18 protein-coding genes are annotated in these 20,101 nt (G+C 56.4%); 5 read left to right on the top strand and 13 right to left on the bottom strand.

Annotated elements, in window-relative coordinates; all coding sequences use genetic code 11:
- Positions 1-118: 118 nt before the first annotated feature.
- Both M5R41_19585 and M5R41_19590 read left to right on the top strand, forming a co-directional pair.
- A complete protein-coding gene (locus M5R41_19585) occupies positions 119-1,810 on the top strand; it encodes an ATP-binding protein (GenBank protein MCZ7558595.1) in 1,692 nt (563 codons plus the stop codon).
- A gap of 308 nt (positions 1,811-2,118) precedes the next feature.
- Positions 2,119-3,498 (top strand): dipeptidase, encoded by a 1,380-nt coding sequence (locus M5R41_19590; GenBank protein ID MCZ7558596.1) that lies wholly within the window; start codon positions 2,119-2,121, stop codon positions 3,496-3,498.
- 80 nt (positions 3,499-3,578) lie between these two features.
- Here M5R41_19590 and M5R41_19595 read toward each other — a convergent pair whose 3' ends face one another.
- Positions 3,579-4,781: an RsmD family RNA methyltransferase gene (locus tag M5R41_19595; GenBank protein MCZ7558597.1), complete on the bottom strand. Its 1,203-nt coding sequence runs from the start codon at positions 4,779-4,781 to the stop codon at positions 3,579-3,581.
- Between the two features lie 98 nt (positions 4,782-4,879).
- On the opposite strand from M5R41_19595, the gene M5R41_19600 reads away from it, so the two are divergent.
- The 3 genes from M5R41_19600 (at position 4,880) to M5R41_19610 (ending at position 9,056) form a co-directional block, all read left to right on the top strand.
- On the top strand, positions 4,880-7,120 hold the full coding sequence (locus tag M5R41_19600) for a TonB-dependent receptor (protein ID MCZ7558598.1): 2,241 nt from the start codon (positions 4,880-4,882) through the stop codon (positions 7,118-7,120).
- A 220-nt stretch (positions 7,121-7,340) separates the two neighbouring features.
- The gene (locus M5R41_19605) at positions 7,341-8,753 is read left to right on the top strand and encodes an undecaprenyl-phosphate glucose phosphotransferase (protein MCZ7558599.1); all 1,413 of its coding nucleotides are present in this window, start codon (positions 7,341-7,343) and stop codon (positions 8,751-8,753) included.
- Between the two features lie 3 nt (positions 8,754-8,756).
- Positions 8,757-9,056 carry a hypothetical protein gene (locus tag M5R41_19610; protein MCZ7558600.1) on the top strand — a complete coding sequence of 100 codons (300 nt, stop codon included), beginning with the start codon at positions 8,757-8,759 and terminating at the stop codon, positions 9,054-9,056.
- A 303-nt stretch (positions 9,057-9,359) separates the two neighbouring features.
- Here M5R41_19610 and M5R41_19615 read toward each other — a convergent pair whose 3' ends face one another.
- The 12 genes from M5R41_19615 to rlmN all read right to left on the bottom strand — a co-directional run bounded on the left by M5R41_19615 (position 9,360) and on the right by rlmN (position 20,013).
- Positions 9,360-10,001 carry an L-threonylcarbamoyladenylate synthase gene (locus M5R41_19615; protein MCZ7558601.1) on the bottom strand — a complete coding sequence of 214 codons (642 nt, stop codon included), beginning with the start codon at positions 9,999-10,001 and terminating at the stop codon, positions 9,360-9,362.
- A 35-nt stretch (positions 10,002-10,036) separates the two neighbouring features.
- Positions 10,037-10,801 (bottom strand): sugar phosphate nucleotidyltransferase, encoded by a 765-nt coding sequence (locus M5R41_19620; protein MCZ7558602.1) that lies wholly within the window; start codon positions 10,799-10,801, stop codon positions 10,037-10,039.
- A gap of 67 nt (positions 10,802-10,868) precedes the next feature.
- Complete coding sequence (locus M5R41_19625; protein ID MCZ7558603.1) at positions 10,869-11,225, bottom strand: aspartate 1-decarboxylase; 357 nt, start codon at positions 11,223-11,225, stop codon at positions 10,869-10,871.
- Between the two features lie 5 nt (positions 11,226-11,230).
- A complete protein-coding gene (panC, locus tag M5R41_19630; protein MCZ7558604.1) occupies positions 11,231-12,085 on the bottom strand; it encodes a pantoate--beta-alanine ligase in 855 nt (284 codons plus the stop codon).
- Positions 12,086-12,089: 4 nt separating this feature from the next.
- On the bottom strand, positions 12,090-12,932 hold the full coding sequence (gene accD, locus M5R41_19635; protein MCZ7558605.1) for an acetyl-CoA carboxylase, carboxyltransferase subunit beta: 843 nt from the start codon (positions 12,930-12,932) through the stop codon (positions 12,090-12,092).
- A 37-nt stretch (positions 12,933-12,969) separates the two neighbouring features.
- On the bottom strand, positions 12,970-13,659 hold the full coding sequence (gene tsaB, locus M5R41_19640) for a tRNA (adenosine(37)-N6)-threonylcarbamoyltransferase complex dimerization subunit type 1 TsaB (GenBank protein ID MCZ7558606.1): 690 nt from the start codon (positions 13,657-13,659) through the stop codon (positions 12,970-12,972).
- The gene (gene tsaE / locus M5R41_19645) at positions 13,656-14,144 is read right to left on the bottom strand and encodes a tRNA (adenosine(37)-N6)-threonylcarbamoyltransferase complex ATPase subunit type 1 TsaE (GenBank protein MCZ7558607.1); all 489 of its coding nucleotides are present in this window, start codon (positions 14,142-14,144) and stop codon (positions 13,656-13,658) included. The genes tsaB and tsaE overlap by 4 nt, the downstream gene beginning before the upstream one ends.
- On the bottom strand, positions 14,141-15,703 hold the full coding sequence (locus M5R41_19650; protein ID MCZ7558608.1) for a PglZ domain-containing protein: 1,563 nt from the start codon (positions 15,701-15,703) through the stop codon (positions 14,141-14,143). The genes tsaE and M5R41_19650 overlap by 4 nt, the downstream gene beginning before the upstream one ends.
- Before the next feature lie 332 nt (positions 15,704-16,035).
- Complete coding sequence (locus M5R41_19655) at positions 16,036-17,172, bottom strand: hypothetical protein (GenBank protein MCZ7558609.1); 1,137 nt, start codon at positions 17,170-17,172, stop codon at positions 16,036-16,038.
- 13 nt (positions 17,173-17,185) lie between these two features.
- Positions 17,186-18,100: a hypothetical protein gene (locus tag M5R41_19660; GenBank protein ID MCZ7558610.1), complete on the bottom strand. Its 915-nt coding sequence runs from the start codon at positions 18,098-18,100 to the stop codon at positions 17,186-17,188.
- A 1-nt stretch (position 18,101) separates the two neighbouring features.
- Positions 18,102-18,665, bottom strand: a complete 564-nt coding sequence (locus M5R41_19665) for an adenylate kinase (GenBank protein MCZ7558611.1) — start codon at positions 18,663-18,665, stop codon at positions 18,102-18,104.
- Positions 18,666-18,927: 262 nt separating this feature from the next.
- Positions 18,928-20,013, bottom strand: coding sequence for a 23S rRNA (adenine(2503)-C(2))-methyltransferase RlmN (rlmN, locus tag M5R41_19670; GenBank protein MCZ7558612.1), 1,086 nt, complete (start codon positions 20,011-20,013; stop codon positions 18,928-18,930).
- Positions 20,014-20,101: the final 88 nt, after the last annotated feature.

A 20,101-nucleotide genomic window follows, 5' to 3' on the forward strand; every position in this document is an offset into this window, starting at 1 on the left:
TGATAATAAAAAATGACACCGCCCGATAAGAAAAAGTTACACGTACTGAATATTTCTCCGTACATTTGTGATGTGCATTTCCACAACCCATTGAATCTGAACCGCACAGTCCGCACCTATGAAGGTCCACGCACGCGAATTTCTGTGGTTTCTTGTCCTGTTTCTGCCGCTGCTCGGTCTCTGGTATGCGGTGGATGCAATGTATGTGCATGGTGTCAGGCGCCAGCTTGCATCGGACGTCAAGGACCGTCTCTCCGACAGAGCCACTGTGCTCTCCGCGGCGGTGAACAGCAAAATCTCCTTCCTGTACGGCATCAAGAGTTTTGTCGAAGCCGATCCATCCGTTTCCCGGCTTGACCGCGAATTCGAACGCATCGCCCGCTCTATCGTCGGACGGGCTACCTGCATTCGGGCCGTTCAAATAGTACAGGACGGACGGATTACCTACAGTTGGCCCGTGACGAGGAATCAGAATGTCCTCGGACACAATTTACTTACCGACGCACGGGAACCCGTTCGACGCACTGTCGCCGAAGCGATGCGGACGGATCGCGTTGTTCTCAACGGTCCCATCGAATTGCTGCAGGGCGGACTGGGGATGGTGGGCCGCCTGCGCCTGCTGGGGCCCGATGGAAACGTGTGGGGACTTGCCGCCATTGTGATCGATATTCCCGATCTTCTCGTCGAGGCGGGAATTTCTCCGGAAGACGCTGTGAACCGCTATGCGCTTCGCTCGGGAGACGCGTCGGTATTCTTCGGATCGCCGACACTCCCTGCGGAGGAGGCCGAGCGGGAACGCGTCATGCTCATCGGTGGCGAGTGGACGTACTATGCCGCCCCGCTGGCAGGTTGGGATGCCGTCGTACAACAGAAAATGAGAGATGTTCGCGTATATAGCGGCGTTATCGCACTCTTACTCGCAGTGCTGCTTCTGCTCTTCGTCCGGAACAGAGAGATTTTGAAAAATCTGGTGGAACATCGCACCAGCGAATTGCGAAAAGCCAATGAAGATTTGCAGAACGAAGTAGAGCACCGCACCCGGATCAGCGAAGAACTGACCGTCGCCCTCGCACGCGCAGAGGAATCCGACCGGATGAAAGATGCGTTTATCGCATCCATATCACACGAAATTCGTACCCCGCTGCATATCATCCTCGGCTATGTGGCGCTTGTGCATGCAGACGCACAAACGACACCCGACGAACGCGCGGAGTATCTGCACAACATCCATCAGGCCAGCGGGCGATTGATGCGCACGGTGGAGCATCTGCTGCAACTGTCCAGCCTGAGAACGGGTGCTTTCCGTCCGAATATCGAGGCAATGGATCTCGTGCCATTGATTGGATCACTCGTTTCCGAGTACCGGACCCTCGCGGAGAAAAAAACGTTGCAACTCGAATTCACGGCACCGGATGAAGCGGTCGTCGCCCGCGTGGACAGATTCTGTGTCGAGCAATCCCTCGCGAACGTGCTCGATAATGCCATCAAATATACAAAAGCGGGATTCATACGGGTACGGACCGAACACCGAGGCGGTGTCGCCCGGATAGTCGTACAGGACTCCGGTATCGGTATCTCGCAGGAGTACCGATCGCATGTGTTCGAGCCGTTTTCCCAGGAAGTCGGGGGCTATGCCCGGCCCTATGAAGGGCTCGGTCTCGGTCTGGCGCTCACGAGCCGGTATATCGAAATGTGCGGCGGAAGCATCGAAATACAGAGCAGCAAGGGTGAAGGGACGGAGGTGACGATTCTTCTCGCCGCCGTCGATGAGGAGGCGATGCCGGCCGTAGCGCTTCCGAAGGTACTCTAATTCCTCAGGTACCGTTGAAACCGAAACGCCGGTTTCTTCCGCCGGAGAACTCCGCGCATATTCGTCGCTCCAGGATTCCGTTTTTTTTCCTCCGACAGCACGGGTGTGATGCGTCGCTGCGGGGCACATCGTTCCGTGTCATGGAGATAACCAGGGCAGAGCTACGCAAGGCCGACACGTGGCCTTGCCCGCACATGGCCTTGAGCGTGGTCTTGCGCGTAATGTGTTTTTCTATGCGGCATGGAAAATATTCGTACATTACTGTGTTTTGAACTGTCACGATTTCATTTCACCATCAGGAGTGCCCCATGAAACAGGTAGCCGAGTATTTCAAAGCCAACCATGACCGCTTCATGCAGGAGATGATCGATTTTCTGGCCATACCCAGCATCTCGACCAATGAGGAAAACAAACCCGACATGCTGGCGACGGCGAATTTCGTTGAGCAACAGCTCAAGAGTGCCGGACTCAGCAATGTGAAACAGTATCCGACCAAGGGTTTTCCGGTGGTGTATGGCGAATGGCTCGGCGCCAAGGGAAAACCGACAGTCCTGATTTACGGTCACTACGATGTGCAGCCGGTGGAACCCCTCGAGTTGTGGAAAACCGACCCCTTCAAGGCGGAAATCAAGGGCGGGAAAATTTTCGCGCGCGGATCGGCGGACGACAAGGGGCAGGTTTTCATCCATTTCAAAGTGCTCGAGGCCTGGCTGAAAACCGTCGGCGAGTTGCCGGTGAATGTGAAAGTGATCGTCGAAGGTGAAGAGGAAATCGGCAGCACACATCTTGCGGACTTTGTGAAGAAGAACAAGAAGCTGCTCGCCTGCGACAGCATTCTCATTTCCGACACGCACATGTTGGCACCGACAATGCCGAGCATCACCTACGGTCTGCGCGGATTGACCTATCTCGAACTCACGGTCACGTCCATGAACGGTGACCAGCATAGCGGCACATTCGGCGGCTCCGTCGCCAATCCGATCCAGGTGCTGGCCGAAATTCTCGTGCAGTGCAAGGATCCGAAAACCGGCAAGGTGAAGATTCCCGGCTTCTACGACGATGTCGTGAAGCTCACGAAGCAGGACAGGGCGGAACTCGCGAAAGTCCCGCATGATGACGCCAAGTATGCCAAGTCGCTCGGCGCGGTGAAGACGTTCGGCGAAGCGGGCTTCAGCACGGCCGAACGCACGGGCGCACGTCCCACGTTCGAGATCAACGGGATATTCGGCGGACACACCGGCCCCGGTGTCAAAACGGTACTGCCCGCCAAGGCGAGCGCAAAGGTTTCTATGCGTCTCGTGGCCAATCAGGATCCCGACAAAATCGCAAAGCTGTTCAAAGAATACGTACTTTCCGTCGCGCCGGATACCGTCAAGGTGGATGTGCACCTGTACAAGAACAACGGCTACGCGGCATTGACCCCGCTGGACTCTGCCGGCATGAAGGCCGCGTCCGCAGCGATCAAATCCGTGTACAAGAAGGATCCGTATTTCACGCGCGAAGGCGGTTCGATTCCTGTCGTCGCGGATTTTCAGCATTTGCTTGGCGTGGAAGCGATACTTTTGGGCTTCGGACTTCCCGACGACAATCTCCACGCGCCAAACGAGAAATTCGATATTTCGCAGTTCAAGAACGGCTTGCTTACAAGTTCGGCTTTCCTCGAGGAATACGCGAAAGTCAAGAGCTGACCCGCAGGAACGTTCGCAACCGCCGGAGTGGCGGATGCCGATGAAAAAAAAGAAACGCCGGTCCTTTGACCGGCGTTTCGTTACGCACTCTCGTCCATCGGGGCACGATCTCTTTCTCCAAAAATCATGACATGTCCATCCCCTTTTCTGGCAATGAGGATGACGCCGTTGTTCCTGCCGGAAAGTTTCAATCCCGCGCGGATCTGGTCCGGCGTGCGGGGGAAGCCGCGCTTCTTTATTTCCGTGCCGGGACCGAGATCGAGGTCCCGCACAGCCTGTCGCAGGCGACCTTCATGATACGGCTCCATGCGAAGAATCCGGAAGCTCTGATGGAGCGGTGCGTTGGTCGGACGCGCGGCGCTGAGTCCATAGGCGATGTGCGGATCGATGGGCCAGGCTTCTTGTTCGTGGAGGTATTCGGCGACCATGCCGGAAAGAATGACCGCGCTGCCTGGTTCGATCAACCACTGTGCTTCCCGGGGTGGAGGCGGGGCAACCCCGGCCGGCGACCAGGTGACGCCGCTCGTCGCATCGATCACGCCGCGCAGGGGCAAGTCGAGCCCCCTGTGCAGCAACTGCTCTTTGCATTCACGCTGATGCGCCACCCATAGACGTCCCCAGGACGTGTCGGACAGGGCGGCGGCCGGAGCGGTTTTCACCAGCAGAGGCAGGAGCGGGAAGGAGCGCTGCACGAAGGACAGCGGGGGACTGGCGTGCTCCGCATCATAGACGCGGCGTGTGTCGTCCCTGCGCGCGGGATCGACAAACACGGCGTCGAAGGCGCCGCGTTGCAGCGCCGGAGCCCAGTACTCGGCTGTTCCCGCGAGCACCGCGGCCCGGGCATGGACGAGGCGGAGATTGTGCCTGCACATGCGCGCGGTGACGGGATCGGCTTCGATGCAGAGTACTTCGTTGTGACGTGCAAGATGGACAGCGTCGCTGCCGATGCCGGAACAGCAGTCCAGAATGCGTCCTCCCGCGGGAAGCATGTTGGCGTGAAGCCGCGCGGTTGCCTGTGATGAAGCCATTTCAAGGGTATCTCTGCTGCACCAGGATGCGGGATGCATGCCGCATTTATGCTGCAGACGCGGACGGAGTTGCCACAATTCCAGACAGGCGCGCAGGTAGTGCGGCTCCATACCGGGAAAGCGTTTACGCAACGCTGTTTGTATTCTGAGTGAATCGGAGTATTTTTCAGTTTGCTCTCGAAGCGCTTCATCCACGAGAGCCGCCGCTTCGGACGAGAGGAAGCTCAGGTGCTCCGGTGTAAATCGAAAAGCCATGGGATTGTCTGTTCTTTCCTGTTGTTCACCTCAAAGTACGGTTTTTCCTCCGGATGACCGGGGGTACCACCCGACACTTGTCCACAAAGAGTGACTCCATGAAGGTTCGCGCCATAGTCTGCTGTCTCGTCCTTTCCCTGACCGTGTTGTTTGCCGCCCCGCTCCATGCACAGAAGCAAACGGGCGGTGTGCGGGGTATCGTCACCGATTCGCTTACCGGTGAGCGGCTGTCGCTTGTCAACATTTACATTCCTTCCGTCAGCGCCGGTGCCGCGACAGATGCCAACGGCTTGTACTTCATCGGCAATATTTCGGCAGGCAAGCACAAACTGCGCGCAACACTGATCGGGTATGGGACGCAGGAGCTGGAGGTGACGATTGTTGCCGGCAGCATTGTCACGCTCAATATGCGTCTCGCGCCGACCGTGCTGGAAATGGATGTAATCGAGACCACGGCGGAGCGGAGGGTGCGCTACGATACGGAGATCAGCACCATGCCCATTTCGGCGGCGGAAATTTCCATCGTGCCGAAAGCGGTGGAGGCGGATCTTTTTCGCACGATCGCGGTGCTGCCCGGTGTGGTGGCCACCAGCGACGTCAGCAGCCAGTTTTACGTGCGTGGCGGCGGAGGAGATCAGAACCTGATCATTCTCGACGGCATGACGATTTACAACCCGTTCCATGCACTGGGAATTTTTTCGATTTTCGACGCGGACGCTATCAAGGAGGCGGAAATTCTCAAGGGCGGTTTCCCGGCGCACTGGGGCAACCGGCTTTCGTCGGTGATCAACATCCGTACCCGTGAAGGGAACAAGAACCGCTTCGCGGGGAAAATCAATATCAGTCAGGTGGCCGGGAAGGCTTTGCTGGAGGGGCCGACACCCTGGGAAGGATCCTGGATGCTGTCGGTACGCAAGAGTTTTCTCGATGATGTATTGCAAAAATTCGTACGTCAGGAGACGCCGTTCAACTTCTTCGACGTCATCGCCCGCGCCAATGTCGCGACGGGCGAGAGCGGCCGGTTGTCTTTGCACACCCTTTTCAGCGGCGACATCATTCAGCCCTCATCCGGTTTTGACCCGGAGTATCGCTGGAACAACGGGGCATACGGTCTGAGCTGGTTTCAGGTGCTCGAGAACAAGTATCTGATCGAGACGACATTCAGCTTCAGCAATTTCAAAGGTGAGTTACGTCCACGCAACAATGCGCAGATCACGCCACGCACCTCGGAGGTGAATGACGTCTACTTCAACGGCGGTGTGACGTATTTTCAGGAGACCGGGGATATGTACGGCGCCGGATTTATGTTCCGACTGCCTGAATACCGGTACAGCTTTGTCAATGCGGCGAATTACAGCCGGGATGAATTCCGCAAGAGCAGCGAGACCGGTGTATGGTTCAAGTACAAGCTCAAGCAATTCCGGCCATTCTCGGTCGAGTTGGGCGTGCGGTCCGATATTTTCAGTCTTCTCTCCGCGCACAGCAGCGACGCGTTCGAGCCGCGGCTCGGTTTGAGCTACGATCTCAGCTCGGCGATGGCGCTCAAGGCCTCGTACGCCCGCGTTCACCAGCGCGTGGTGACCATCACCAACGAAGATGATGTTGTGTCGCTGTTCGAAACCTGGATACCCATCAGCAGTGACGAACCCTCGCAGCAAGCGGATCATTACATCCTCGGAATAGAAGGGAGCGCGGGATTCATCCCCGGATTCACCTTCAATCTTCAGGGATACTACAAAGATCTTTCGAATCTTCTGGAATACAACCGCGATAAGGTGGATTCCTCCGATCCGGATTTTATACGCGCGGACGGTGCATCGTACGGGTTGGAAGTATTTCTGGAAGAACGCCTCCCGCGCTACTACGGCATGGTGTCGTACACGCTGAGTTTCACCGAACGCACGGTCGGCAATTTCACCTACAGCCCGCGGTATGACCGTCGGCACAATCTGAATCTCATCGCCGGTTGGAAGCCCTTCGATGGCTGGGATTTCAACGTGCGCTGGGAGTTCGGTACCGGCTTGCCGTTCTCCCAGATCATCGGCTTCTATGACCGACTGCAGTTTGGCGGATTGTTCGATGGAAGAGGATACGCCACCGATCCCGGCGAGCCCTACACCATGCTCGGTCCGAAGAACAGCGGCCGTTTACCGTCGTATCACCGGCTTGACGTCAGCGCTTCAAAAGCATTTCAGTTCGAGACCGTGAAGCTGATTCTCGAAGCGAGCGTCCTGAACGTCTATGATCGAAAGAACATGTTCTACTTCGACCGGACCACCGGAGAGCGCATTGACATGCTCCCGATATTGCCGACGGTGAATGTGCGCGTGGAATTCTAGGCCGCCATCGGTCGGGAGCCCGCGTTTATAGCCCACGGATTTCTCTGCGGCTGCGGCTGCAGCCGCAGCATCGCCGAGAGCTGCCTGAAGCGGGATGGCGGCGAACAGGTATGCGCGAATCCGTACGATCAGTCGCTCTCGTCTCCAGGAATTGACGCCCGCCGTTTGTACAATCGTCAACGGCAGGTACTACTACACGTGACAAACACGCGAAGCAACCATGGCGAGACAGCGCCGCAATGATGTCCTGATTCCTTTCCTTGCCGTACTCGCGGATGCGGTGGCAATTGTCCTGTCCTTCGTGTTGTCGTACATCCTGCGCTTCGACAGTCCGCTCACGCAGCTCATTCCCGTAACAAAAGGGTATCCACCTCTCGAATTTTACCTTCTGGGGGCTCTCTTCGTCACACCCGTCTGGCTGGCCATGTTCAGCCGCCGCGGTGTGTATCGTGCGCGCCGGGATGTGGACTTGAGCATGGAGTTCTTCCAGATCGGGAAGCAGGTGAGCTTCGGTATGCTGATCGTGTTCAGTCTGACATTTTTTTTCCGCGCATTTTCCTATTCCCGTATTGTCTTCGGATTCGTCTGGGTACTTGCCATAGTGCTGATTTTTGCCGGCAGGGTGCTGGTGCTGCGTTATGAGACGTATTTGTATCGCCGGGGGCGGGAGTTGCGCAACGTCCTGATTGCCGGCAGCAATGCCGTGGCACAGAAACTGGCCGTTCAGATGACCATGCAGCCGGGTTTGGGGTATCGTCTGTGCGGATACGTAGCGCAGGACGGCGAACGCATAGACAGCGTTGATGCGGAGAATGTGGGATGGCTGGATGCGCTGCCCGCCGCTGTGGAAGAAAAGCGCATTGAATGCGTAATCGCGTGTTTTTCTTCCGGTGAACATGATCTGCTCAACGAGCTTTTTCACAGGCTCGAAGGGCGCAGCGTGGAAATTCTCATCCAACCCGACGTCATCGGGATTACGCCCTCGCGTTTGCGGGTGCGCGAAATGTTTCGCACGCACTTACTGGCGGTAAAAGAAATGCCGATGAGCACCTGGAGCCGTATTGCGAAGCGGAGTTTCGATATTGTTTTCAGCATTCTGGTGCTGGCGTTGTTCGCGCCCTTCGCAGCCCTCATCGCCATCGTGATACGTTTGGAATCAGGGCGTCCGGTGTTTTACCGGCAGATCAGGGTAGGGCTCGAGGGTGAAGAATTCGAACTTCTGAAATTCCGCACCATGCGTGTCAATGCGGAGAGCGCGACCGGTCCCACATGGACCAAGCGCGGGGATCCGCGTGTGACACGGATAGGACGTGTCCTGCGTCGCCTCAGCATCGACGAGATGCCGCAATTTCTCAACGTTCTTCGCGGAGAGATGAGTGTAGTCGGTCCGCGGCCCGAGCGGCCGGAATTTGTCTCGCAGTTTCGTAACTACGTCCCGAAGTACCTGGAGCGGCACAGGCTGAAAACGGGGCTCACCGGCTGGGCGCAGGTCAATGGATTGCGCGGCGAAGTGCCCATAGCGGAGCGAACGAAATACGATTTATATTACATCGAGAATTGGTCCTTCGGGCTCGATCTCCGCATCATCGCAAAAACGCTGTACGCCATTTTTTTCGGTAAGGACGCATACTGACCCATGATCGCCATCATCATTTTTTATCTGCACATCATCGGTGCGGTGTACGCCTTCAGCAAGGGCTACTTCGACCATAAGCTCGCCGATGCCTTCATGTCGCTCGCTTTCGTGGGAGTGATTTTTTCCGTGGGGTGGACCATGGCCGGCTTCATCGTCAATTTCATTTATCCGGAGGAGGGATTCGGCACGGTGCTCGATCCGGATACCGTATCGCTTCTGCTCGTCACATTTTTCGAAGCGATTCTGTACGGCACGTATTTCTGGAAGCGTCGCGACACAGGGGAAGAGAGCGCGGCGTAGGGATGAATTGGTGAAAAGTGAAAGGGGGAGTTAAACGTTAAACGTGAAACGTTAAACGTGTAACGACGGGAAGGTCCGAAGGGCGAGACTTCATCTTATCTCGCCGCAGGGAGTTTGCGACGGCGAATCTTCGATCTCCTGCCTGCGGTCTCCGACCCCAACAACCGTTGGGTGCGAACATGCGTGTTTGTTTACAATTCCGAAAAACTGTCACTGCGGGCGATACACTGCTGCCGACACTGCGGCAAGATGGGTGAAAAGTGAAGAGTTGAACCCATCCTTTCACGTTTCACTCTTGCCCGGCTACACCACCACCTGGCTTGCCAATTCGATTCCAAGGCCTTCACGAATTATCTCGGGCAAATCGCCGGTGAAATCGATCATCGTCGAGAGATGGTCGCCGTCGGGTGAACGATATTCCGCGTCGAATTCGATGATGATGTCCACGAGGGGATCGAAGAGGTCGAACAGTTCATCGTTGCTGCTCGGTTCTTCCCAGCCAGGGAGTTTTGCGGACATGGAAATGACCGGATTGCCCAGCTCCGCGATAATGGTCTGGCAGAGGAAATGATCCGGCACACGAATGCCGGTGGTTTTCCGTTTCGGATTCAGCACCAGGCTCGGCACGAGCTTTGTCGCCGGAAGCAGGAAGGTATACGGCCCCGGGACGAGCTGGCGGATTACCTGATAGGCGTTGTCCGAGATTTTTGCATAATCGGATATCTGCGAAATGGAGGCGGCGACGAAGGTCAGCGGTTTGTCGTCCGGCAGATTTCTGAGTTTGCGTATGCGTGTCTGTCCGGCCTTGCTGTTGATATCACAGCCAATGGCGTATACCGTGTCCGTGGGGTACAGCATGACGCCGCCGCGCTGCAGCTTCTCGACAACCATGTCGATGAGGCGGGACTGGGGATTTTCGGGGTGAATAGTAACGCGTGTTGCCATCGCACTGAACGTCTGTGAACGGGAAACAGTCGGATTCACTCCGCGCGCTTTTGGCGCGCTGCATAGATTTCTTCGAGTTCCTGGAGTTGGGCCACCGTGTTGACACCGCGCAGTTCGTCGAATGACGCAACTTCGAACGGCACCATCACGCGGGTATCACGATAAAACAGTTCGAACACATCCGGGAGATAGTACTCGCCCTGTGCGTTCTGATTGGTGATACGGCCGAGCGCATCCACCAGCGGATTCATTTCGAACACGTAAATGCCGCTATTGATTTCATGCACCGCACGCTCTTCGTCGGTCGCGTCCTTATGCTCGACGATGCGCATGATGCGCTGGTCGTCTCCCCGGATCACCCTGCCGTAGCCCGTTGGATCAGGGAGGACCGCGGTGAGCACGGTGACGCTCGCCCGACTTTCGCGGTGAACTGCCAGTGCGTCGCGCAGGGTCTCCGGTCTTGTCAGAGGCGCATCTCCGGAGAGGATGAGAACATCGCCATCGAAGTCGTTGAGAGCAGGGATAGCCTGCTGCACTGCGTGTCCGGTACCCAGCTGTTCCGCCTGGACGGCGATGGTGACGTCCGGCTCCTGCTCGCTCAGAAAGGCGATTACATGCTCGCGTCGATGTCCCACAACGACGATAATCGGGTCGGCGCCAGCGGTTCGCGCGAGACGTATCACGTGTTGCACGAGAGGGATGCCTCCGAGCGTATTCATCACCTTGGCCAGATCCGGATTGTTCATCCGTTTTCCCTGGCCTGCGGCCATAATGACAGCGGCGAGAGGGCGGTCGCTCATGGTGTGCCGTTGATGTCTGTTGGGAACATCGGCGTCGGGGCGGGGGAAACGGTGTGTCGCGGAGTCGTCACAATACAGTCTTGACGGCGTTATGTTCGTTGACGAGAATAATCGTGGGTTTATGGCCTTCGAGTTCGGTATCGGCGTACTCGGCGTAAGTGATGATAATCACTTCGTCGCCCACATGCCCGAGACGCGCTGCCGCGCCGTTGAGGCAAATGACGCCGCTCCCCGGTTCACCCTTGAGCGCATAGGTCTCGAAGCGATTGCCGTTGTTGACATTCACCACCTGCACCTTTTCGTACTCGAAGATGTCAGCCAGCTTCATCAAGTCCTGATCAATGGTGATGCTGCCTTCATAGTACAATTCCGCCTGCGTCACTCGTGCACGGTGGATTTTGGACTTGAACATTATGCGCTTCATGATTTCTATTCGGTCACTTTCAATATCGTGTTATCAATCAAACGGGTCGTACCGACGCGGGCGGCAATTGCGAGCAGCGCCGCACGCTGCTCTATCCATTCGAGTTCCTCGAGGTTCTCCGCATCAACCAGTGCCACGTAGTCCACTGTGTCAACGCCGCCGGAACGCAGTTCGTTCTGTACAGACTCGCGGAGAATTCGCGCATCGCGTTCTCCGCCGCGGAAAGCGGCTTCAGCGAGAGTGAGGGCGCGCGAAAGTGCCAAAGCTCTCTCACGCTCCGAATCGGAAAGATACGTGTTTCTGGAACTCATTGCCAGTCCATCGCTTTCTCTCCTGGTCGGGGCGATATGCAATTCGATGTCCATGTGCAGATCGCGCACCATGCGTCGAATGATGAGGGCCTGTTGGGCGTCTTTCTGGCCGAAGACTGCGAGATGAGGTTTCACGATGTTGAACAAGGCGGTGACAACTGTGGTCACCCCGCGGAAATGTGTAGGCCGAAAAGCCCCTTCCAGGAGGCCGCCGAGGCCTTCCACCTGCACCCAGGTGCAGAAACCTTCGGGATAGATCGCATCCGCGTCGGGAACGAAGAGAATATCGCAACCTGCATCGGCCGCCAGGCCCTGATCACGCTCGAGATTGCGGGGATATCTGCTCAAATCCTCGCCTTTCCCGAACTGCGAGGGATTGACAAAAACGGAGACGACGACCGTATCGCAGGTTTGCGCGGCGGTACGGATCAAATCCAGATGTCCCTGGTGCAGGGCGCCCATGGTCGGGACGAAGCCGATGCGTTTCCCGTTGATGCGCAGCTCATCTGCTGTACGTTGCATCTGCGGGATGCTGTCGATGAGGAGCACGTGTTCAGCTCCGTTTCAGATGGGTGAGGAGCTTTGCCACCGTCGCGCGCATTTCCTTGCGGGGTACGACCAGATCAAGGAAGCCTTTGTCGAGCAGGAATTCCGCCCGCTGAAATCCCTCGGGCAGGTCGCGTCCTATGGTCTGTTTGATAACGCGGGGACCGGCGAAGCCGATCAAGGCCCCCGGTTCCGCGATGTTCACATCCCCCAGCATCGCGAAGCTCGCGGTGACGCCTCCGGTGGTGGGATCGAGCATGATGGAGATGAAGGGAAGGCCTTCGTCATGCAGTTGCGTCAATCGCGCGCTGGTTTTCGCCATTTGCATCAGCGAGTAGGCGCCTTCCATCATACGGGCTCCTCCGCTTGCCGACACGATGATCAGCGGGCAGCGGTTCTTCAGCGCGCGATCGATGGATCGCGCGATTTTTTCACCCACGACGGAACCCATGCTGCCGCCGATGAAGGTGAAATCCATTACCGCCACGGACACCTCATGCCCGCCGATGCTTCCCATACCGCATCGCATTGCGTCGCTGATGCCCGATTTTTTAATTGTGTCATCGATTCTGCTCTTGTAGGCCTTCGTATCCACGAACTCGAGCGGATCCGTGGCGCGAAGTTTGCGGTCATGCTCCTTGAAACTTCCCTCGTCAAGGAGGATAGCGATGTACTGGTCACTGGACACGCGGAAGGATGCACCGCAGTGGACACAGGTATGCAGTGCTGCAGCGAGTTGCGTGATATGCATCATTTGTGAGCAGCTTTCGCATTTCACCCACGATCCGTCGGGGATATCGCGCTTTGATTGGGAATCGATATTGCTCGTGCTACGTTTGAACCAGGCCATGGCAGAGGGTTACTTGGATGTGAATGGTGGAAGCGTGCTATGTCGCCAGCGGATTACGCGGGAGTTTCGCGATGAATTCCCGTAAATATAAGGGTTCGCAGGTCGCGATGTCAGAGAATTTTTCCAAAGCGGCCATTTTCTCACCCAAAAGCGCGATACTCTCGCCGCGAAAGACAAGCGCGGGGTCTGTGATGACACCGAGGGATTCGCGGCAATGTCTGGCGACGAGGTCAGCTCCGTCCCCTATGACGCGGGTATCTGCTTCGAGCAGCTCGGCGGCCCGGGCGGCAGGCAGAATGGTCACAGGATGCTGATTGCATGCCTCGCCATCGCGGGTCACATACGTCGAGAAGTACACTTCGTCATTTTTTGCGTCGAGACAAACCGCTATTCGAATACTGTCAGATGCGAGATAGCGGGCAAGCGATTCCGCCGCGGCATCGCAGGTCGGGACGCTGATCAAGGGAATATTGAGTGCCAGACACAGACCTTTCGCCGCGCCCATCCCGATGCGCAGCCCGGTATACGACCCCGGGCCGGCACTGACCGCCACGGCGCGCAGGTTTTGCATCGTCAGGCCCGCATGTTCCACGATCTCGGCGCACAGCGGGACAAGCAAATCGTCGTGTACATGCTTTCGCGCCATCATGACCGAAGCGAGGATACGTCCTTCCGAAGTAAGCGCTATGCCCAAAACGGAGGTTGCTGTTTCCAGGCCGAGTATCATGTCTGCCTCGTGAATAATTCGACCGGAGGGGATAAAATGCTGTCGAGCCCCTCACGGTATTCACGCATATTGAACACACGGAGGTGTTCTGAAGCACCATGACGCGCGGCAATCTCGATACGCTGCGCCGGGAGGATGGGCAACGCGCGCTCAGCCCATTCCACGATCACGAGTCCATCGGCACGAAACACCTCGTCGAGGCCGATGTCGAGCATCTCCTGCATCGAGGATAATCGGTACAGATCGATGTGATAGACCCTGCGGATCCCTTCGTACTCATTGATGATGGTGAAAGTGGGACTGCTCACCTGCTCAGCGCACTGCTCATGTTCACACATGCCGCGCACCAGTGCTGTTTTTCCGCTGCCAAGGTCGCCGGAAATCGTCACGAGAGCGCTCCCGCTCACCGCAGCGGCGAGCTGCGCTCCCACAATACGCGTAGCGGCTTCGCTTTCCGTGACGATATCCCACGGGAATATGCTCATGCGCGGGAAGTCATGGTGATGACGGGGAGAATGAGTTCCTCCAGCGACATACCCCCATGCTGGAAGCTGTCCCTGTAGTAGGTCAGGTATTTGTTGTAATCCGTGGGGTAGACGAAGTAATAGTCTTCCTTGGCGATCACGTAATTGATGAGCATGCCGCGTTTCGGCAATCGATACAGGTCCGCGTTGGTGATGTGCAAGGCGTGTTTGGGATCGGCCTTGACGTTGCGTCCGTATTTGTAGCGCAAATTCGTCGAGGTTTCACGGTCGCCAAGCACCTTGCTGCCGCGCAGACAGCGGACACTCCCGTGATCGGTTGTCACGACGATGGTCGCGTTGGGTGTACGGGCGATCTGCCGGAACATGGCATAGAGCGACGAATGGGTGAACCAGGTATTGGTGAGCGAGCGGTAGGCGCTCTCATCAGGCGCGATTTCCTTCAGAATCGGGTAGTCGGAACGGCTGTGCGCGAGCATATCCACAAAGTTCACGACGATGGCCGTCAGATGATTCTTGACGAAAGAGGAGATGTTGCTCACCATCTGCTTCCCGTATTCGGGGTCGATGATTTTAATGTACTTGAGGTCGTTACGGAGCTTGATGCGCCTGCGTTCGAGCAGCTTCTCCAGAAATTCCTTTTCGTACTTGTTCATGGAGTAATCGTCGTCGTCGCCGGTAGACCAGAGGTCGGGAAAGACGCGCTCGATCTCGCTCGGGTAGTAGCCGCTGAAAATGGCGTTCCGCGCGTAGGGCGTCGCGGTGGGGAGAATGCTCAGGTAAAAATCCTTTTCGATGCTGAACAGATCCTGCAAGTGCTTTTCCATGACCAGCCATTGGTCGTAGCGCATGCAATCGATCACAAAGAAAAACACCGGTCCCTTGCTGTTGAGCCGGGGTAGCAGAAATTTGTCCACAACCCCCGGCGAGAGCGTCACGTCACCACTTTCGATCCAGCGCGTATAGTTCTTCTCGACAAACTTGCAGAACTCCTGATTGCATTCTTTTCGTTGATTGGCCATGGTTTCATGCAAGCCCAGTTCCGGATGCTGATCGAGTTCCAATTCCCATTCGACGAGTTTGCGATAGACGTCGATCCAGTCCTCCATGTCGAGGGGGCCTAAGAGCTTGAGGGATACGGCGTTGAACTCCTGGATATAATCCTGCGAGGTTTTATTCCGCACGATGCTGCTGCCTTGCAGCATTTTTTTCGCTACGAGAAGAATCTGGCTTGGATTGACCGGCTTGGTGAGGTAGTCGCTGATTTTTTCACCGATGGCCTCCTCCATAAGGGCTTCCTCCTCGTTTTTTGTGACCATCACGACAGGCAGGGAGGGACGCAACTCCTTGATACGTGAGAGCGTCTCCAGGCCGCCCATGCCGGGCATGGATTCGTCGAGAAGGACAAGGTGCACGGTATTGCCTCGCACGAAATCAATGGCGTCCTCCCCATTGGTGACGCTGTGGAGGGTATATCCCTTGCTTTCGAGGTGCATGATATGCGGACGGAGGAGTTCAACCTCGTCGTCCACCCAGAGGATGACGCCTTTGTTTTCAGACATTGAATACTGCGATTCTTATGAGTTGAAATTGCATAGAATAAAAAAGTACAACGCAGTACGGCGAAGATCAAGGCAGTATTTTCGGGACCGGAATGATCGGATTGACGACTTTCGATTTACGATTTATCCACCTGCGGCGGAGAGAAGCGGGAATCGGATGGAGTGTAGCGAAATAGCTGGATAGTAGCAGACAGATGGCATCGGTCGTCCGGGGTCGGGAATGCCGGGAACCGGCAGCACGAATCTTCGCTGTCCCTCCAAAGAGGCGGATCGTCAATCGTAAATCGTTCCTCCGGAGGCGGATACGTCGTAAATCGTAAAATCGTACGTCGTCAATCGTAAATGGTTATTCCGCTGTCCCATCTCCAGGCGATGCCGCCGCTGAAGATGAGATGCTTGGCGATTCCCATACCGGCGAAGGCCTGCATCGGTCCGAGATGTGCGGTGATGCCGAGCGTCCCTTTGATTGCCTGGTCGCTGAGGGACACCGGCACTGTCTGCGGATCGATATCGTAACCGATTTCTTCCTTGATATTTGCCGGGAGCGTGAAGGTGTAGCTGCCTTCGGAGCTGAGCGTTTCGAACGAAAAGCCGACGTAGGGCTCGATCCATGCGAAGCGCTTGCTGGCGTGGACATTGAGCGCAAACAAATCCGTCGCGGCTTCGAGCTTAGCCCTGGTGATTCCCACTTCATTCGTGATCGTGCTATGCTGGAAGCCGATTTGTACGGCAGCGTCGCACCAGGGATTCTCGTACCAGTTGGTGAACGCATGCTTCAGCGCAATCCCGAAGAACGAAAATTTCCCGATGTTCGCGTCGAAGACCACAGGCGGGATGTAACGGACGAGCATCTCGCTGTTGAACAATGCTCCGATCGTGATTTGCGGGACGGCTGCGACGACCATATCCTGGTTCGTGCCCGGCGTCAACGCAAGCTGGCTTGGCAGACGGGCGAGCGTGGCGCTGTCGATGCCGGCAACGTTTTCACGGATATAATCCTTGGGAATGGTAAATCCACTTCCGGCGCCGCCGAATACCGTCGCTGTCGTAACGCGCGTTTCGAGCTCGCCCGCCGCGACGGCCCCGCGGAGCTGTTCCTTGAAATAGTTGAGCTGAAACACCCGCATCCATTCCGGAGAAAGAATGGGGTGCGGATTCGGCTTCTCGTCCAGCGGCAATACGGCGGTAAAGGTACGCTCCGACTCGAGTACGAACGCCAGCATACTCCTGACGGAGACATCAATGTACAGTTTGTTTTCCCTCGGCACGTATGCGCGGTTGTAGAAGGCGTCGTTGGCACCGACATTGGACACGATGACAAGCGGACTCATGAATCCTGTGGCGTTGGCTCCGAAGAGTTCCCGTGAGTAATCCTCGAGGAGAGCCTTCGTATCGATCTGTACCTGTCCCGATGCGAGAGCGGGCAGGAGTATACTGAACATGGCGGCGAAAATCACACTGCGTCGCATGCTATACCTTTTTCTAGAATTGGAGTGCGGCGGTAAGACTGAGATTATCCTGTTCACCGAAGCTGTAGTCGGCGGCAACCAGGACGAAATCGAACAGCGTCATGGCCGCACCGAGGCTGAAGCGAAGGTTTCTCCGTCGGAAATCAAGATCGATGCGTCCGGAGGGTACGAGAGGATCGGTGGACACATATTCGTAGCCGACGTTGATTTGATACGCTTCGTAACCGAGCCCACCGTAGATGGTCACGGCTTCGGCATCGACGCTGATCTGTGCCATACCCGCCATGGAGGTGCCGTCAACCATGTCACCCAGTTGGAACTGATGGTAGGCCGCGATAAAGGCCAGGTCGAAAGGCAGTTCCGCGAAGTAGGTCGGTGCATGTTTTATCCCGATTCCGTAAAAGCTCACCTTTCCTAGCTCGGTCGTGTAGGTAACAGGTGGTAGCCCGCGAAAGAGCAACTCGGTTCCGAGTACGGAGCCGATGCTGAGTTGGGGCATGACAAAGAAGACATTGGAGAAATCCGCACCGTCCGGAAGCACGATTTCCTGCGGGACGTTTGGATCGGAGGAGCGGAGCACCGCGCCTTTGCCGCCCGCGATAGTCGCAGTGGTAATGGTACCCGGGAAGCCGAGCTGCGTAAGTTCGGCTGGCAATTTGGCCATGAACTCGCGCTGTTCCTCCGGTATGTATGTGTTGATGAAGCTTCCGCCGAGCCGCAGGGTCAGTCCGCTGTCGATTTTCGCCGTGTGCGAGAGCGCGCTATTGATAGTGTAGCCGACCGCATCAACAGCCGGGCGCAAGTAGTCGCGGGCGAGTTCCTTGATGCCCAATTGTTCGACGAGGCTCGGCAGAGATTGTGCCTGGACAGAGGTTGAGGTCAACGTTACGAATACGCACAGGCAAAAACCGATGGAAATGTGTCGCATTTCAGCCTTTCTTTCTGGCTTCAATCTCAGCGGCGATACGATTCGTGATTTCCTCGATGGAGCCGACACCCACGATGTCCACCAGCAGCCCTTTTGCGCGGTAGTATCCCGCAATAGGTTCGGTCGTTTCGTGGTAAATTCGAAGGCGCTTTCGCACCGTGTCTTCGGAATCGTCGCTGCGGCCGCGGTACATGAGGCGGCCGATGATTTCATCGTCGGGCACCTTCAGACGCAGGACGGCGATGATGGGTCCTCCATGTTCGATGAGCATCTCCTCAAGAGCCTCGGCCTGATCGGGTGTACGTGGAAAGCCATCGAGCAGGAAGCCGCCGGCTGTGTCCGGTTGAAACAGACGTTCCCGCACCATGGCATTGGTGACGGCATCCGATACGAGTTCGCCCGATTCCGATGCCTGTTTGGCGGCAATACCGAGAGGCGTACCTCCACGAATGTGTTCGCGGAACAGGTCTCCGGTGGAAATGTGCGGAATATGATATCGCTCTGAAATGAACTGCGCCTGGGTCCCTTTCCCGGCTCCCGGGGGACCAAAGATCAGCAAACGCATAAAGTCCTCAGTTGGGTGGATAGTAGCACGGCGGCTGTTGATTGAGCAAAACGGAGTATGCGTATCGGGAATGTAAAGATTTTTTCAGGACGAACCAATCTTTGTCCGCGCAAACAGGGCTGATGCAGGAAAAAGAAGCCGAATCCCGCACTGCGGACCGGAGAAAGCGGACACTGATCTCACTGGACGCGATGCCGTTGCTTTGCTGATTGAGTCTCGTCTGTCGGCTGAATGCGAACTTCGGGCATGAGCAGATACGCTTTCACGAGGGATGTTGCAGAGACGCAGGCTCACGCAGGGCAAGTTGTCCGCAGGCGGCATCGATGTCCAATCCCGAGCTGGATCGAAGCATCACGGTGATATTCGAGGCGCGTAATGCATCCGCGAATTCCTCGATGCGCCAGCGTGGCGTCGCTTCGAGAGTTGTAGCGGCGTCGGTATCCGATGAGACGTCGGCGGGGTGGAATGGTATGATGTTCACCTTTGGAGGAACCCTCCGGGCAATTTTCACCAGACGACGGGCATCTTCCACACCGTCATTCAGTCCGTTGAAGAGGATATACTCATAGGTGACACGCATGCGGGTTTTGCGATAGTAATACTCTATCGCGTCCATCACCACCGCGAGCGGGTATTTCTTGTTTATCGGCATCAGTTGCAGACGCAGATCATCCGTGGTGGCGTGGAGGGAAAGAGCGAGTTTAATTTTCCAGCCTTCATCGGCCATGCGTCGTATGCCTTCCACCATCCCTGCCGTGGAGAGGGTGATACGACTTGCGGCGATTCCGCCGGTTTTTTCATGGGTGATGATGCCGACCGCACGCATGACGTTATCCATGTTCAGCATCGGTTCGCCCATACCCATAAAAACCAGATTGGTGATGCGTGCATCCGTGCGTTTCTGTACCGCCATGTATTGACCGACGATTTCGCCGGTCGTCAGATTGCGTTTGAGCTTCATGGATGCCGTAGCGCAGAAACGGCAATCGAGCGGACAACCCACCTGTGTCGAAACGCAGATGGTGAGGCGGCGCGGCTGATCCCGATCATCGCTTTCGGCAGGGATGAGAACGGTCTCGACAGCGCGACCGTCTTCAAGGCCGAACAGGAATTTTTGCGTACCGTCCGCACTTGTCTGTTCCTTTCGGACAAGCGGCTTGCGGATGATGTACTTCTCGGAAAGGCTTTCTCGTATCAGTCTGGGAACATTGTGGAATTCGGAGAAATCATCGACCCTGCGGTTGTAGAGCCAATAAAAGAGTTGCTCCGCGCGATAGCGCGGCAGTCCGGCTTGGGTACTGGCCTCTTCGAGTTCCGCCAGAGTGTAGCCGAAAATGTTGTTGTTCATATTCCGTGTAAGACCGAATGATTACGTATACGATTCGAATAAAATACGCAAATCGTCGTGATTCATGAAGTGGGGGGATGAAGGGTGA

Source organism: Bacteroidia bacterium (assembly GCA_027493955.1).
Classification (GTDB): Bacteria; Bacteroidota; Ignavibacteria; order SZUA-365; family SZUA-365; genus JAOSJT01.